Origin of the sequence: Ruegeria sp. HKCCSP346 (assembly GCF_017872595.1) — a bacterium.
Classification (GTDB): Bacteria; Pseudomonadota; Alphaproteobacteria; order Rhodobacterales; family Rhodobacteraceae; genus Ruegeria.
On the sequence record NZ_JAEDOT010000001.1, the window covers coordinates 931,297 to 945,698 of the forward strand.

13 protein-coding genes are annotated in these 14,402 nt (G+C 60.9%); 6 read left to right on the plus strand and 7 right to left on the minus strand.

Annotated elements, in window-relative coordinates; genetic code table 11:
• Window position 1: 1 nt before the first annotated feature.
• From I9185_RS04635 to I9185_RS04650, 4 genes are all read right to left on the minus strand, one after another.
• Entirely contained in the window at window positions 2-760 is a 759-nt protein-coding gene (locus I9185_RS04635) for an SDR family oxidoreductase (protein WP_210092451.1), read from the minus strand.
• Window positions 757-2,223 carry a carnitine 3-dehydrogenase gene (locus I9185_RS04640; RefSeq protein ID WP_171632005.1) on the minus strand — a complete coding sequence of 489 codons (1,467 nt, stop codon included), beginning with the start codon at window positions 2,221-2,223 and terminating at the stop codon, window positions 757-759. The genes I9185_RS04635 and I9185_RS04640 overlap by 4 nt, the downstream gene beginning before the upstream one ends.
• A gap of 8 nt (window positions 2,224-2,231) precedes the next feature.
• Window positions 2,232-2,549, minus strand: coding sequence for a hypothetical protein (locus I9185_RS04645; protein ID WP_210092452.1), 318 nt, complete (start codon window positions 2,547-2,549; stop codon window positions 2,232-2,234).
• Window positions 2,550-2,610: 61 nt separating this feature from the next.
• Window positions 2,611-3,525, minus strand: coding sequence for a 3-keto-5-aminohexanoate cleavage protein (locus tag I9185_RS04650; protein WP_210092453.1), 915 nt, complete (start codon window positions 3,523-3,525; stop codon window positions 2,611-2,613).
• 133 nt (window positions 3,526-3,658) lie between these two features.
• Between I9185_RS04650 and I9185_RS04655 the strand changes: the two genes are divergently transcribed.
• A complete protein-coding gene (locus I9185_RS04655) occupies window positions 3,659-4,645 on the plus strand; it encodes a GlxA family transcriptional regulator (protein WP_171723141.1) in 987 nt (328 codons plus the stop codon).
• A gap of 76 nt (window positions 4,646-4,721) precedes the next feature.
• On the opposite strand, the gene I9185_RS04660 is transcribed toward I9185_RS04655, so the two are convergent.
• From I9185_RS04660 to I9185_RS04670, 3 genes are read right to left on the minus strand one after another with little or no spacing between them, the layout of a single operon-like run.
• Window positions 4,722-5,768 carry an aldo/keto reductase gene (locus I9185_RS04660; RefSeq protein WP_210092454.1) on the minus strand — a complete coding sequence of 349 codons (1,047 nt, stop codon included), beginning with the start codon at window positions 5,766-5,768 and terminating at the stop codon, window positions 4,722-4,724.
• A 31-nt stretch (window positions 5,769-5,799) separates the two neighbouring features.
• Window positions 5,800-6,258 (minus strand): DNA polymerase III subunit chi, encoded by a 459-nt coding sequence (locus I9185_RS04665; RefSeq protein WP_171631992.1) that lies wholly within the window; start codon window positions 6,256-6,258, stop codon window positions 5,800-5,802.
• Between the two features lie 4 nt (window positions 6,259-6,262).
• Window positions 6,263-7,729: a leucyl aminopeptidase gene (locus I9185_RS04670; RefSeq protein WP_210092455.1), complete on the minus strand. Its 1,467-nt coding sequence runs from the start codon at window positions 7,727-7,729 to the stop codon at window positions 6,263-6,265.
• 229 nt (window positions 7,730-7,958) lie between these two features.
• Here I9185_RS04670 and lptG point away from each other — a divergent pair, with 229 nt between their 5' ends.
• The 5 genes from lptG (at window position 7,959) to rsmA (ending at window position 14,354) form a co-directional block, all read left to right on the plus strand.
• Window positions 7,959-9,059 (plus strand): LPS export ABC transporter permease LptG, encoded by a 1,101-nt coding sequence (gene lptG, locus I9185_RS04675; protein ID WP_171723637.1) that lies wholly within the window; start codon window positions 7,959-7,961, stop codon window positions 9,057-9,059.
• Window positions 9,059-11,221 (plus strand): LPS assembly protein LptD, encoded by a 2,163-nt coding sequence (lptD, locus tag I9185_RS04680; RefSeq protein WP_210092456.1) that lies wholly within the window; start codon window positions 9,059-9,061, stop codon window positions 11,219-11,221. Before lptG ends, lptD begins: the two co-directional genes overlap by 1 nt.
• Entirely contained in the window at window positions 11,212-12,465 is a 1,254-nt protein-coding gene (locus I9185_RS04685) for a peptidylprolyl isomerase (RefSeq protein ID WP_171631986.1), read from the plus strand. Before lptD ends, I9185_RS04685 begins: the two co-directional genes overlap by 10 nt.
• Window positions 12,462-13,427, plus strand: coding sequence for a 4-hydroxythreonine-4-phosphate dehydrogenase PdxA (pdxA, locus tag I9185_RS04690; RefSeq protein WP_210092457.1), 966 nt, complete (start codon window positions 12,462-12,464; stop codon window positions 13,425-13,427). Before I9185_RS04685 ends, pdxA begins: the two co-directional genes overlap by 4 nt.
• An 84-nt stretch (window positions 13,428-13,511) precedes the next feature.
• On the plus strand, window positions 13,512-14,354 hold the full coding sequence (rsmA, locus tag I9185_RS04695; protein ID WP_209832883.1) for a 16S rRNA (adenine(1518)-N(6)/adenine(1519)-N(6))-dimethyltransferase RsmA: 843 nt from the start codon (window positions 13,512-13,514) through the stop codon (window positions 14,352-14,354).
• The last annotated feature ends 48 nt before the right edge of the window (window positions 14,355-14,402 follow it).

Below are 14,402 nucleotides of genomic sequence, written 5' to 3' on the forward strand. Positions count from 1 at the left end.
CCTACAGTTTTGGGTCGGGATTGACCGTGTGCCCATCCACCGCAATCACCTGCCCAGACACCAGCCGCGCTGCGTCCGAAGCCAGAAAGACGGCCATATGGGCGATATCCTGCGCTTCCACGAAGCGCCCCATAGAGGTGCCCGAGGCATAGCCCTGATAGACCTCATCGCGGGTCATGCCTTTGGCGGCTGCCTCTCGGGCCAAGACACCTTCCATGCGCGGGCCCTCCACGGCACCCGGGCATATGGCGTTTGCGCGAATGCCCAGCGGCCCAAGTTCCATCGCCAGCGTTTTCATCAACCCTATGACCGCCCATTTGGCCGAGGCATAAGGCGCTCGGAACGGATAGCCGTACTGACCGGCGGTCGAAGAGGTCAGAATGATGCTGCCCGCCCGCGCCGACTTCATCATAGGGGCTGCGTGCTTGGCGGCCAAAAAGGCCCCGTCCAGATTGACCGCGACGCAGGCGCGCCATGCATCCAGATCGATATCCTCGATCGCGCTGGTCGGCCCGGCGATTCCGGCATTTGCGCACAGAACATCCAACCCGCCTGCGGCCCCGACAGCCTGAAACACCGCTCTCATGTCGGCCTCATTTGTCACATCAGCCCTGTGCGCCACCCAATGGTCGGGCAAGATATCCAGGGCTGACTGGTCAATATCCGTCACCCAGACATCATAACCGGCGGCGTCAAACGCCGCGGCCAAGGCTCGACCGACACCCGATGCCCCGGCTGTTACCAATACGCGCCGGGTCACGATGGCGTCCGAATGGCGGCACCCGCCCCTTCAGGGTAAGGCAAACCGGCCTGTGCCTCGGCAATCCGCGCCATCGCGGCTTCGATCCTGGGCGACGGCGGGCTGGGACGGCGGGTTTCAAGGCTGACGTGCAGCAGAAAGCTCTCGCCCGTGGCCAACAGCTTGTCGCCTTCATACATGCTGTGAAAGACATGCAGCTTCTTGCCCTGCCCCAACAGCATCTGCGTGCGCACGTCGATCTTCGCCCCTGCATGGACCTCGTCGATGTAACGGATGTGGTTCTCGGCAGTGAAATAGCTGCCACCCGACGCGATATACTCCATATCGCAACCGATGATCTCCATGAAACGGTCCGTGGCGGCCGCAAAGGCTTCCAGATACTTGGCTTCGTTCATGTGGCCGTTGTAATCCGTCCAGTCCAATGGAACGGCGCGGGACAGGGTCAGGATCGGCTGGCTCAGATCCGCCTGATCCAGCGACGGCAGGGCACCCGGTTTCAACAGCGCATCATGCTGGTTCAGCACCGCCCCCGCACCATAATTCTGCGCCTTGAGGGCCCGCATCATGCCAACAAGATTGTTGTCGCGAATGCGTTCCAGTTCCCGGATTGAATGCATTCCGGATTGCGCGTCTGACTGATCGGCGATCAGGTCGACCAGTTCATCGGTGAATTCCGGCACGTCCATCAGTTTGGTCCAGGGCCATTTCAAGGCTGGCCCGAACTGAGCCATGAAGTGCCGCATTCCCGCTTCACCTCCGGCCACGCGGTAGGTTTCGAACAATCCCATCTGTGCCCAGCGGATGCCAAAGCCCATTCGGATCGCCTCGTCGATTTCTTCGGTGGTGGCAATGCCATCCTTGACCAGCCAGAGCGCCTCGCGCCAGACGGCTTCCAGAAAGCGGTCGGCGATATGCGCGTCGATCTCTTTCTTGACATGCAGCGGAAAGAAACCAACCGAGGTCAGCAATTCCCTGGCCCGTTCAATCATCTCCGGTGGGTTTTTGTCGGTCGGCACCAGCTCGATCAGCGGCAGCAGATAGACTGGGTTGAACGGGTGCGTCACGACGATCTGTTCGGGCCGCAAAGCACCGTCCTGAAGCTCGGATGGTTTGAACCCGCTGGTCGATGACCCGATGATCGCATCTGGATCACAGTCCTCTTGCAAGCCCTTGTAAACCTTCAGCTTCAAGTCCAGCCGCTCTGGCACGCTTTCCTGGATCCACGTCGCGCCCTGTACGGCGTCGGCCATGTCGCCATGAAAGCTCAGCGCGCCCTCGGCCGGTAATGGAACGTCACTCAGCCCCGGCAGGGATCGCCGCGCATTGTCCAGCACTTCGCCTATTTTGCGTTCTGCTTCAGGGTCCGGGTCGAACACCCGAACGTCCCAGCCATTGAGCAGGAACCGTGCGGCCCATCCGCCGCCGATGACACCGCCCCCGATAATTGCTGCCGTCTTTGTCATGCTGTCCTCTAATCGATACAGATTACCTGCGCGCGCCCCGCCTCATCCAGATGCGGAATGCATCCGAATTGCGGTGTCACCGCGCTGCATTGTTTGGTGTCCGACAGGCAGAACCCTGCGCAGTCAGAGGCTTTTTCACAGGAGCTTCCAGCGTCGGGCAAAGGTTCAAAGCAGATAAACTGCCGTATCCGCCCGCCCATCTCATAGCTTCCCCCTTTGGCTTCGCAGTCCTTGCGGGCCAAAGGGTCTTCCGCGGTCTGTGCCACCCCGACCCGGGGCAGATATACGGCCAGAACCGTCGCGCAGATTACAAGCACCGATCGCATTGCTCACTTCCTTTTGCTGGCACCCCTGCACTTACCGGTCATGGCAAGGGACGCAAACAGGTCAACCTTTGGGCGCCCGTTTGACCAGCCCCAGCTTCTCACGCACTTCCTGCGGCCCGATCACCCGCGCGCCCATGTTCTCGATGATGGTGCCTGCGCGTTCGACCAGTTGCCAGTTTTCGGCCAGCACACCCTTGTCCAGCCACAGGTTGTCCTCGAGCCCCACGCGCACATTGCCGCCCGCCAGCACCGAGGCCGCCACATAGGCCATCTGATGCCGCCCCAGCGAGAACGCGCTGAAGGTCCAGTCATCGGGCACGTTGTTTACCATCGCCATGAAGGTGTTCAGATCATCCGGCGCGCCCCACGGCACGCCCATGCACAGTTGAACCAGGGCGTTGGGTTCCAGAATTCCCTCTTTCACCAGTTGCTTGGCAAACCACAGATGGCCGGTGTCAAAGGCCTCGATCTCGGGTTTCACGCCCATATCGGTCATCATCTGCCCCATAGCCCGCAACGCGCCGGGCGTGTTGGTCATGACGTAATCCGCCTCGGCAAAGTTCATCGTGCCGCAATCCAGCGTGCAGATTTCGGGCAGACATTCGGCCACATGCGCCACACGCTCGGTCGCGCCAACCAGATCTGTTCCTGCCTGGGCCAGTGGCAGCGGGTTTTCGATGCCGCCGAACACCATGTCTCCGCCCATGCCAGCCGTAAGGTTCAGCACTGCGTCCACCTCGGCATCCCGAATCCGATCGGTCACCTCACGATACAGCGCCAGATCGCGCGACGGGGCGCCTGTTTCGGGGTCGCGCACATGGCAGTGCACCACGGCCGCACCCGCCTTCGCGGCGGCAATCGCACTGTCGGCAATTTGCTTCGGTGAACGCGGTACATGAGGGCTGCGATCCTGTGTCCCGCCCGAGCCGGTCACGGCGCAGGTGATGAAGACTTCGCGGTTCATTTCCAGAGGCATGGCGTTTTCCCCAAGTTATACCCGGTTTTGCCTTGGGTTTTCCCCAGGCTTCTCCCCGGATTCCGATTTGCGTTCTGCCCCGACTCTGGCGCAGCTTTGGGAAAACCACTTGGCAGAATGCGAATCGAACTTGATGCAATCCGCAAAAAACATACTGCAACCCGAACATCGGGCCCTGAAAACCGCCGTTCTGGTGCTGGATGAATGCAACACGCTCAGCTTCGCCTCGGCGGTCGATCCGATGCGCGCTGCCAACCGTCTGGCGGACCGGCCCGCCTTTGACTGGGATTATGTGACCGCCACAGCCGAACCCGCGATGCTGACAAGCGCCCTGCAAGTGCCCGGCATCCCGCTCTCTCGCCTGCAAGGCTGCGACCTTATGATTGTCGTCGCGGGCTTCCAACTGGCCCGCCACGCCACTCCCAGCCTGCTGGCCGGGCTGCGCCGCATTGCCGGTACCGGGGCGACGATGGCCGGGATTGACGGCGGCCCCTGGCTGCTGGCCGAGGCTGGGCTGCTGGACGGTCACCCTGCGACGACCCACTGGGAAGACCTGCAAAATTTCGCTTCCCGCTTCCCCGACGTCGACGTGCGCCCCGACCGCTTTACTGTCTCGGACGGTCGCCTGACCTCTGGCGGCGCGATTCCCGCTGTCGAGATGATGCTGCACATCATCGCCGCCCGTCATGGCGCGGGTTTCGCATCCCGTGTCTCGGGCCTGTTCCTCTATGATGGCGCGCCGGACCCGGGCACACCGCAAAGCCGCACCGGCGTACCACACCGCCACACCGCGCTGACGTCAAAGGCGAATTCGCTGATGCAGGCATCCCTGGATGACCCCCTGCCACTGGCCCATATCGCTGACCAGCTGGGCACCAGCCCGCGCACCCTGCAACAACAGTTCCGCCTTCGCCTGAACACCACGCCGCAGGATCACTATCTGCAACTGCGCCTGGCCGAGGCCCGCCGTCTGGTCACCGACACCGACCTTCCACTGATGGATGTCGCGCTGGCCACCGGTTTTTCCTCGCAATCCAGCTTTGCCCGCGCTTTCCGCACCGCCCACGGTCAATCGGCACGCGACCTCAGGCAAGAGCGCGCGCACCCCACCCACCACTGACCGGATCCAACTTCATCTGGCCAGAAATATCCCGGGGGAGGCACGCGCAGCGTGCCGGGGGCAGAGCCCCCTCGCCTCAGTACGGCATCGGGTGCGCCTTGTGGACAGCGTCCAACTCGGCCAGCACCTCGTTTGACAACGTCAAATCCGCACCGGCCAATACGTGTTCAAGCTGCGCGACCGTGGTCGCGCCAAAAATCGCCGACATCATGAATGGTCGCGAGCGGCACCAGGCCAGCGCCATATGGGTCGGATTCAGGCCATGTCGCGCGGCAACATCCATATAGGCCGCGACCGCATCAAAAACCCGGTCAGACTTGCGCCCGCCCAATTGAGGCGAAAGCGACATACGAGAGCCGTCCGGCACGGCCCCGCCCTGATATTTCCCGGTCAGCAGCCCGGTGCCCAGGGGTGAAAACGCCATCAGGCCGACATCTTCATGTACGCTCAGCTCGGCCATGTCGGTATCGAACAGACGGCACAGCAACGAATACTCATTCTGCACGGACGCCGCTCGCGGTGTGCCCGTCTGTTCGGCCAGTCTCAGCCACTGCGCCGTACCCCATGCGCTTTCATTCGACAGACCAAAAGCGCAGATGTTGCCTTTGTCCACCTGAACCTGCAAGGCCCCCAGACACTCCTGCATATTTTCCAGAACGTCCGCAGTATTGTGGCCCGAAGGAGCATAATCCCAGTTTTGACGGAACATATAGCTGCCGCGATTGGGCCAGTGGAATTGGTAGAGATCGATGTAATCCGTCTGCAAACGCCGCAAAGACCCTTCGATGGCCTCAGGAATGGTCTTGGCCGTGATCGGCGCACCGTCGCGAACATATGACAACCCCTCACCTGAATGCTTGGTCGCCAATACGAAATCCGCCCGGCGCGACGAATTTGCGGCGTTCCAGTTTCCAAGAATTTCTTCGGTACGACCAATTGTCTCTTTGGCGACAGGATTCACCGGATACATCTCGGCGGCATCCACAAAGTTGATCCCCGCGTCCAGCGCCATGTCCATCTGCCGGTGCGCATCCGATTCCGAGGTCTGCGTCCCGAACGTCATCGTCCCGAGGCAAAGATCGCTCACGACAATCCCGGTGCGGCCCAGAGGCTTCATCTGCATCCTCAAATCTCCTGATAAATGGCACAGCCCGTCAGGCTTCGGCCTTCTTTTCCCACCGCCCGGACTCCTCCGACCAGTATTGCGCGGCGCATCCGGCGCCGGTCAGCGCCTTCCACTGCCCGCGCGCGTGCTGCACGGCCATGTCGTCATTGCCGTCGAACAGAATGCAAACCCGCTCCAGAGCCGACACTTCTTCGGGTTCGATCGACGCGCCGTCCACCGCCATGACACACACCGCGCCGTTGGGGGCCTCGGCGCTGGTGGTCAGAAGGATCGGCTGCTCGGCGTCATGCGGGCCGCCTTCGCGACCATGCGGCAGGAACCCGTCCTCGGGGCCCAGCCACAGCTTTTCATCCAGCCAGTCCATCCGTGCGGGATCGGTGCCCCGCACGGCAATCTTCCACCCGGCCTGTCGCGCCTTGTCCAGCAGCACAGGCAAGGTGTGCTCCAGCGGCTGGCGGGTCAGATGGTAGAAATAGACAGCACCCATTCGCTTACTCGAAATTGTCCTGCACGAACCGGCTCAGCGCGCGCACACCCCAGCCCGTAGCACCTTTGGGCGCATAAGATGTCTCGGACGCCACCGAGGCCACACCCGCGATATCCAGATGGATCCAGGGTGTATCCTCTTTCACGAAACGTTGCAGAAACTGCGCCGCCGTGATCGAGCCCGCCGGACGGCCACCGACGTTTTTCATGTCGGCGATGCGCGATTTGAGCAGCTTGTCATAGGCATCGCCCAACGGCATCCGCCACGCGCCTTCATCCTCGGCCCGGGCCGATTTCAGGAAGGCGTCACAGAATGTGTCATTGTTGGAAAACACACCTGCATTCTCATGACCCAGCCCGATGATGATCGCTCCGGTCAGGGTGGCCAGATCGATCATGCCCACCGGATTGAACCGCTCCTGCGCGTACCACATCACGTCGCACAGAACCAAACGGCCTTCGGCATCGGTGTTGATGATCTCGACCGTGTCGCCTTTCATCGACTTGACCACATCGCCCGGACGGGTGGCATTGCCCGAAGGCATGTTCTCGACCAGCCCGACAAGGCCCACCACATTGGCCTTGGCCTTGCGCTTGGCCAGCGCACGCATCGTGCCCGCGACAACGCCCGCGCCGCCCATGTCCATGGTCATGTCTTCCATGCCACCGGCCGGTTTCAGCGAAATGCCACCAGTGTCAAAAACCACGCCCTTGCCCACCAGAGCCAAAGGCGCATCGTCCTTGTCGCCACCATTCCAATGCATCACGACGACTTTGGACGGGCTGGCAGAGCCCTGCCCGACGCTCAACAAAGTGCGCATGCCCAGTTCAGCCAGCTTGTCCTCTTCCAGAACTTCGACTTCCAGGCCCAGCTCCTGCATCTCGACAAGACGATCGGCAAATTCTGTGGTCGTCAGAACATTTGCAGGTTCGTTGGTCAGATCACGCGTCATCCGCACACCGTCGGCAATCGCGTATAGCGGTGCAAACTCTGCTTCGGCTTCCTTGGGTTTCGAATGTCCTATCGTAATCGAACCGCTGCCTTCGCTGTCCTTGGTTTTGTGCGCGTTGAAATCATAACTGCGCAGCACCATGCCAAGGGCCAGGTTTTCGGTCTGCGCCTGATTGCCGACCATCACCAGCATGTCCTTGCCACCCGCTGATTTGACCAACGCGGCACCAGCCTTGCGGGCCTCATCGGCTTCCGGGCGGCGCGGCAGCACCACGACGTCCAGCGCTTCGGCCGCCATCCCAGCCGGCCAGGCCATCGAGATAACATCGCCGGTCTTGGACTTTCCGAATTTCTCACTTTCGACAAGCCGCGCCACAGCGCCTTTCGTCAGGCGATTGGCCCGGCGCGCCGCAGGGTTCATTTTTCCGTCCGACGAAATGATGATGGCCACCCGCCCTTCGGCCTGCGCCATCGCATCCAAGTCAAACTCCTGAAAGCGGACCGGTATCAGACTGCTCATTGCAAACTCCTCGAATTCTGTTCCCCAAGACCTAGCCCGCGCCGCCCGACTTGACCAGATAGCAGTTTTCCCCGCGTTTCAATTGCAGTAAGGTCCCGCAAAAATAACCGGCAGGCTCGGGGGAGAAAGACGTGACACGAGAGGGCAGGCATACGCCGTCGCGCAGGAAGACATGCATGCGCGATTTCGGCCCGTTTTCCGGCGCAAAAGGCTTGGCGGGGGCAGTCTTGTGATCCTCGACCGCTATTTCGCCCGCCGCTTTCTACAGAGCTTTCTGGTCATCGGCGGTATTTTTCTGACCTTGATGATTCTCATCGATCTGATCGAACAGATCCGCCGATTTGACCAAGTCGACCTGTCCTTCGGCCAATTGCTGCACCTGACGCTTCTGAACACACCGGCCGCCATCAGTGAAATGCTGCCCCTGCTGGTCATTCTGTCCACCATTGCCTTGTTCGTCGGGCTGGCACGGACCTCTGAACTCGTGGTGACCCGCGCCACGGGTCGCTCGGGTATCCGCGCACTGGTCGCGCCAGCGGCTCTGGCCCTGATCATCGGTGCGCTTGCAGTGGCATTGCTGAACCCCATCGCGGCGGCCACATCCCAGGAATTCCAACGCCTGTCTGATTCCTATCGCAACAACGGCAGTTCAGCGCTTTCGATCAGCAGCGAAGGCCTTTGGCTGCGTCAGTCGGCGGAAAACGGTCAGGCCGTCATCCACGCCCGGGGCACCTCGAACGGGGATGCTCTTGGCCTGGACGGCGTGACCATCATCACCTTCGCGCGCGACGGCAAACCCACCCAGCAGATCGTCGCCGACAGGGCCGTGCTGGAAGACGAAAACTGGGTCTTGTCCCGGGCCAAGATCTGGAATTTGCAGAATGGGCAGAACCCCGAAACCAGCTCGGTGGAACATGAACGGCTGGAGTTGCCAACCTCGCTGACCCGGCAGCGGATTCTGGACACGCTGGGGCAACAGGATTCAGTGTCGGTTTTTGACCTGCCGCAACTGATCAAGGATCTGCGTGAAGCCGGGTTTTCGACCAAGCAATATGAAGTCTGGTTGCAGGTGCAACTGGCCAGGCCGTTCTTTCTGGTTTCGATGGTGTTGATCGGGGCTGCGTTCACCATGCGTCACGTTCGGTTCGGCGGTACCGGAATTGCCGTTCTGACGGCCGTACTGCTTGGCTTTGCCATCTATTTCGTCCGCAATTTTGCGCAAATCCTCGGGGAAAACGGACAATTGCCCATCTATATCGCGGCCTGGGCGCCGCCCTTCGCCGCCATCCTGCTGTCCCTGGGTCTGCTTCTTCACGCGGAGGACGGCTGATGCGGAACATGATTTCCCTGCTGCTGACCAGCGCAATCGCTTTGTCGGCACCGACGGTTCTGGCGGCGCAAACCACCTCGGCTGAGCCTGACCCGCAAGCTGCGCAGTCACAGGCCGAACCCGCCCTTCTGGTTGCCGACAAGGTCTTTATCACACCCGACAGAAAACTGGTGGCCGAAGGCAATGTCGAAGCCTTTCAGGGCGATACCAAGCTGTCGGCCCAACGTGTCACCTATGACCGGGAAACGGGTGAGCTGACTCTGGAGGGGCCCATTCGCATTGATCAGGGGGGGCAGTCGACCCTTCTGGCCGATTCCGGACAGCTGGACAGCGGCATCCAGAACGGTCTGTTGATCGGTGCCCGGATGGTTTTCGATCAGCAGATCCAGATTGCCTCGGTTCAGGCGAAACGGGCCGCAGGTCGCTATACGCAATTCAGCAAGGTCTCGGCCACTTCCTGCCATGTCTGCACCAACGGTAAGCCACCCCTTTGGCAGATCCGCGCCCGCAAGGTCACCCATGACCAGTTGGAACGGCAATTGTACTTTGAGGGCGCGCAGCTTCGGGTGCTTGATTATCCGGTATTCTATTTCCCCTATCTGCGCTTGCCAGATCCGACATTAGAGCGCGCAACCGGCTTTCTGGTGCCATCGATCCGCAGCACCTCGCAACTGGGAACGGGGGTACAGGTTCCCTATTTCTTCAAGCTGGGGGACCACAAGGATCTGACCTTGACGCCGTATCTGTCGGCCAAGACCACGACGCTGGGATATCGGTATCGCCAGGCGTTCGTGAATGGGCGCATTCAGCTTGAAGGGGCCTATACCCGAGATGACGTCCAGCCCGATCAGGATCGCGGTTATCTGTTCGCCGGCGGTTGGTTCAACCTGAAGAATGATTTCCGGCTGACATTCGATCTGCAAACCACCTCGGACGACGCCTATCTGGTTGACTACGGGCTGCCGGATCTGGACCGTTTGCGCAGCGAGATAGCGCTGGAACGGATCAAACGAGACACCGCATTCAAAACAAGCCTGATCCATTACAAAACTCTGCGTGAAAGTGAAAATCAGGACGAAATCCCATCCCGCGTCTTCGACCTGAACTATGAAAAGCGATTCTTTCCGGGCGCGCTTGGCGGCGAGGTTCGGCTGGCTTTTATCGGCCACGCACATGAACGCACCAGCGACGCCGATATCGTTGGCCGTGACATGGCAAGGGCAACTGTTGATGCCGAATGGTTGCGAAGCTGGACATTTGCATCGGGGCTGCGCGCGGACGCGACGCTGGGCGCATCGGTGGATACGTTCAATATACGCCATGACAGCAATTTTCCCAGCAATGTGACCCGCTCGACCCCGCGCGCGGCGTTGACGCTTCGCTATCCGATGACCCGTCGCGAAAAAACCGGCGCGGTTCAGCTTCTGGAACCGATCGCGCAGTTGGGATGGACCCATGTCTCGGACACTGATGCGCCAGATGATGAAAGCACGTTTCAGGAATTCGATCAGGGAAACCTGCTGGCCCTGTCCCGTTTCCCTGCCGAAGATCAGCGCGAAGACGGTGCCACCGGGGTCATCGGCCTGAACTGGGCGCGCTATGGTGCAGACGGACAGCAGGCGCTCGTAACGGTGGGTCAGGTGTTTCGGGCGGATGCCGACCCGAATTTCACCCTGACATCCGGGTTGCAGGGCACCACGTCCGACTTGCTGGTGGCGGGACAAGTCACCACGGCCAACGGTTGGTCGCTCGGCGGGCGCGGTCTGATCGACAGCGATTTCAGTTTCGTCAAAGCTGAATTGCGCGGGGCCTGGGCTTCTGAAGTTGCCGGCCTGTCCGGAAGCTATATCTGGCAGGAACCGGATCCGGCGGAAAACATTGCGGAAGAAATTTCGGAAATCTGGCTTCTGGGCCGCTATCAGGTCGACCAGAACTGGCTTACAAATGCCGAGGCACGCTATGATCTGAACCAGTCAGAGCCAATCCGGCTTGGGCTTGGTGTAACATACCAGAATGAATGTGTTCAGGTTAACATGTCCGTAAGCAGACGCTTTACTTCAACATCCACTATTGAGCCTTCGACAGAATTCGGCTTTACCCTATCGCTGACAGGATACGCCCTTGAAGGCGGTGGTAACACATACAAGAGAAAATGCAGTTGATATCAGGTTTCTCCAGGTTTCTCCGTTCCGGTTGGCACAAACCGGTCACGCCGGCACTGGCCGCCGTTTTCCTCGCTTTATCGGCGCCGCAGGTCAGCGCCCAAAGCCTGTTCTCGCCAGCGATCCGCGTGAATCAGGACATCGTCACCTGGTACGAGCTGGAACAACGCCTGCAATTCCTGAATGTTTTGGGTTTGCCCGGCGGCAATGAGGCTGACGTCAGGGAAGCCCTGATCGAAGAAAAATTGCGCAAGCAGGCCATGCGCGAAGCGGGCGTGCAAGCTGCCCCGGAAGCCGTACAACTGGGGATCGACGAGTTCGCCTCGCGCGGGCAATTGTCCACCGAACAGTTCCTGCAACTTTTGGGTGAGGCAGGCGTCGACCCGGAAACTGTCCGTGATTATGTTGCAGATCAGCTGGCCTGGCGCGACTATATCAGCTCGCGCTACCTGTCGCAGGCCCGTCCGACCGAAGACGAGATTGATCGCGCGCTGGGACAAACCGGTGGCGGCGGCCTTCAGGTCCTGCTGTCCGAGATCATCATCCCGGTGAACCCGCAAACCGTTGCACAGACCGAGTTGCTGGCGGAAGAGATTTCGCGACTTGAAACTATCGAAGCGTTTTCAGCCGCAGCGGCGCAATATTCCGGAGCGGCCACCCGCAACGAAGGCGGACGTCTGGACTGGCTGAATATCTCCAACCTGCCTCCTGCCTTGCAACCGGTTATTCTTGGGCTCCAGAACGGTGAGATCACCGATCCCATCAGCCTGCCAAACGCCGTCGCCCTGTTTCAATTGCGCGGATTGCGCGAGGTGGCGACCGCTGCGCCGGCTATCTCCAAACTTGACTATGCGGCCTATTACCTGCCGGGCGGCCGCAGCGCCGAGGCTCTGGCACAGGCTGCCGCCCTGCGGGAGGAGATCGACACCTGCGACGACTTGTACGGAATCGCCAAGGATCAACCCGTCGAAGTCCTGGACCGTATCGAAGCCAGCCCATCAGAAGTACCACGCGATTTCGCCGTGGAACTGGCCAAGCTGGATCGCTTCGAAGTGTCAACAAACCTGACCCGCAACAACGGGCAGACGCTGGTGTTCCTGATGCTGTGCAACCGCACCCGCAACCTGGGCGAAAACACCTCGCGGGCGGATGTCGCGAATGCACTGGCGCAACAGCGGCTACAGGCCTTTGCGTCCAGCCTGGTAGAGCAGCTGCGGGCTGACGCCACCATTGTTCAGGAATGACACGCCCGATCGCGCTCAGCTGCGGTGAACCGGCCGGGATCGGCCCTGAAATCGCGGCCAAAGCATGGGTAGAGCTGCGCCAAACCTGCCCGTTTTTTTTTATCGGCGATGCCAGCCACCTGCCTGCTGGCACCCCCGTTGCGAAAATCCAAACCCCTTCGGATGCCGTTGCAGTCTGTGATCAGGCCTTGCCCGTGCTGCAACTGAACTTTCCTGCTGCGAACATGCCCGGTCAGCCAGACCCGGCCAATGCCCCATCGGTGATCGATGCCATCGAAACCGGCGTCGACTTTGTGAAAGAGGGGGCAGCGGCCGCTCTGTGCACCGCGCCCATTCACAAGAAGGCCCTGATCGACGGGGCCGGGTTTACCTATCCCGGCCATACCGAGTTTCTGGCCGCGCTGTCGGGCACCCGCCGGGTTGTCATGATGCTGGCCAGCGACCAGTTGCGGGTTGTCCCGGCGACAATCCACATTCCCCTGGCGCAGGTTCCCGCCGCGCTGACGCCGGACCTGCTGCGCGAGACGATCGAAATCACCACGCGCGGTCTGCGCGACCAGTTCGGCATACAACACCCCCGCATCGCCATAACCGGCCTGAACCCCCATGCCGGCGAAGGCGGCAAAATGGGCCGCGAGGAGCTTGACTGGATCGCCCCAATGCTGGCCGATCTGAACCCGGAAGATGCGACCCTGACGGGCCCGCACCCTGCGGATACACTGTTCCATGCCGCTGCCCGCGCCCGCTATGACGCGGCGATCGCAATGTATCATGATCAGGCCCTGATCCCGATCAAGACACTGGATTTCGACCGGGGTGTGAACGTCACCCTTGGCCTGCCCTTCATCCGCACGTCGCCAGATCACGGCACTGCACTGGATATCGCCGGGAAAGGCATCGCCAATCCAACCAGCCTGATCGAAGCTCTGAAGCTTGCCCAACGCATGGCGCAAGGCTCTTGATCCTTCATCTGGCTGAAAATATCCCCGCCAGAGGCAAAAAACTTCTGGCGCTGCCCCTGCGGCCTGCGTCACGGTAATCGGATCATGAGTGCAATCGACAATCTCCCCCCTCTGCGCGAGGTCATCGCCACACATCAACTCTCGGCGCGCAAATCCTTGGGTCAGAACTTCCTGCTGGACCTCAACCTGACCGCCAAAATCGCCCGTCAGGCTGGCGATCTTGCAGACTGCGACGTACTGGAAATCGGCCCCGGTCCTGGCGGCCTCACCCGAGGGCTCCTGTCCGAAGGCGCACGCAAGGTCGTGGCGGTGGAAAAAGATACCCGTTGCATCGCCGCCCTGAACGACATCGCCGCCGCCTATCCCGGAAGGCTGGAGGTCATCAATGGTGACGCGCTCGAGATCAACCCGCTGGAACATCTGACCCCGCCAATCCGCATCGCAGCCAACCTTCCATACAACGTCGGCACCGAACTGCTTGTGCGCTGGCTGACACCCCCTGAATGGCCCCCCTTCTGGCAGAGCCTGACGCTGATGTTCCAACGCGAAGTGGCCGAACGCATCGTGGCCCAGCCCGGTAGCAAGGCGTATGGCCGCCTCGCCATCCTTGCCCAATGGCGGGCCGAGGCGCGCATCGCCATGTCCCTTCCCCCCGGCGCCTTCACCCCTCCGCCCAAAGTCTCCAGCGCGGTGGTCCACCTGACCGCCCTGCCCGAACCGCGCTATCCTGCTGACGCCGCGACCCTGTCGCGTGTGGTGGCCTCTGCCTTCAATCAACGCCGCAAAATGCTGCGGGCCTCGCTCAAGGGCGTTGCCCCGGATATCGAGGATCGCTTGCAGGCCGCAGGTATCCAGCCCACTGAACGGGCCGAACAGGTTCCGCTTGAAGCGTTCTGTGCCTTGGCGCGCGAAATCCAGACACCCTGATCAAAAAAAGCCCCGAGGCTTGACCTCGGGGCTTTGCGGTTTCTGATG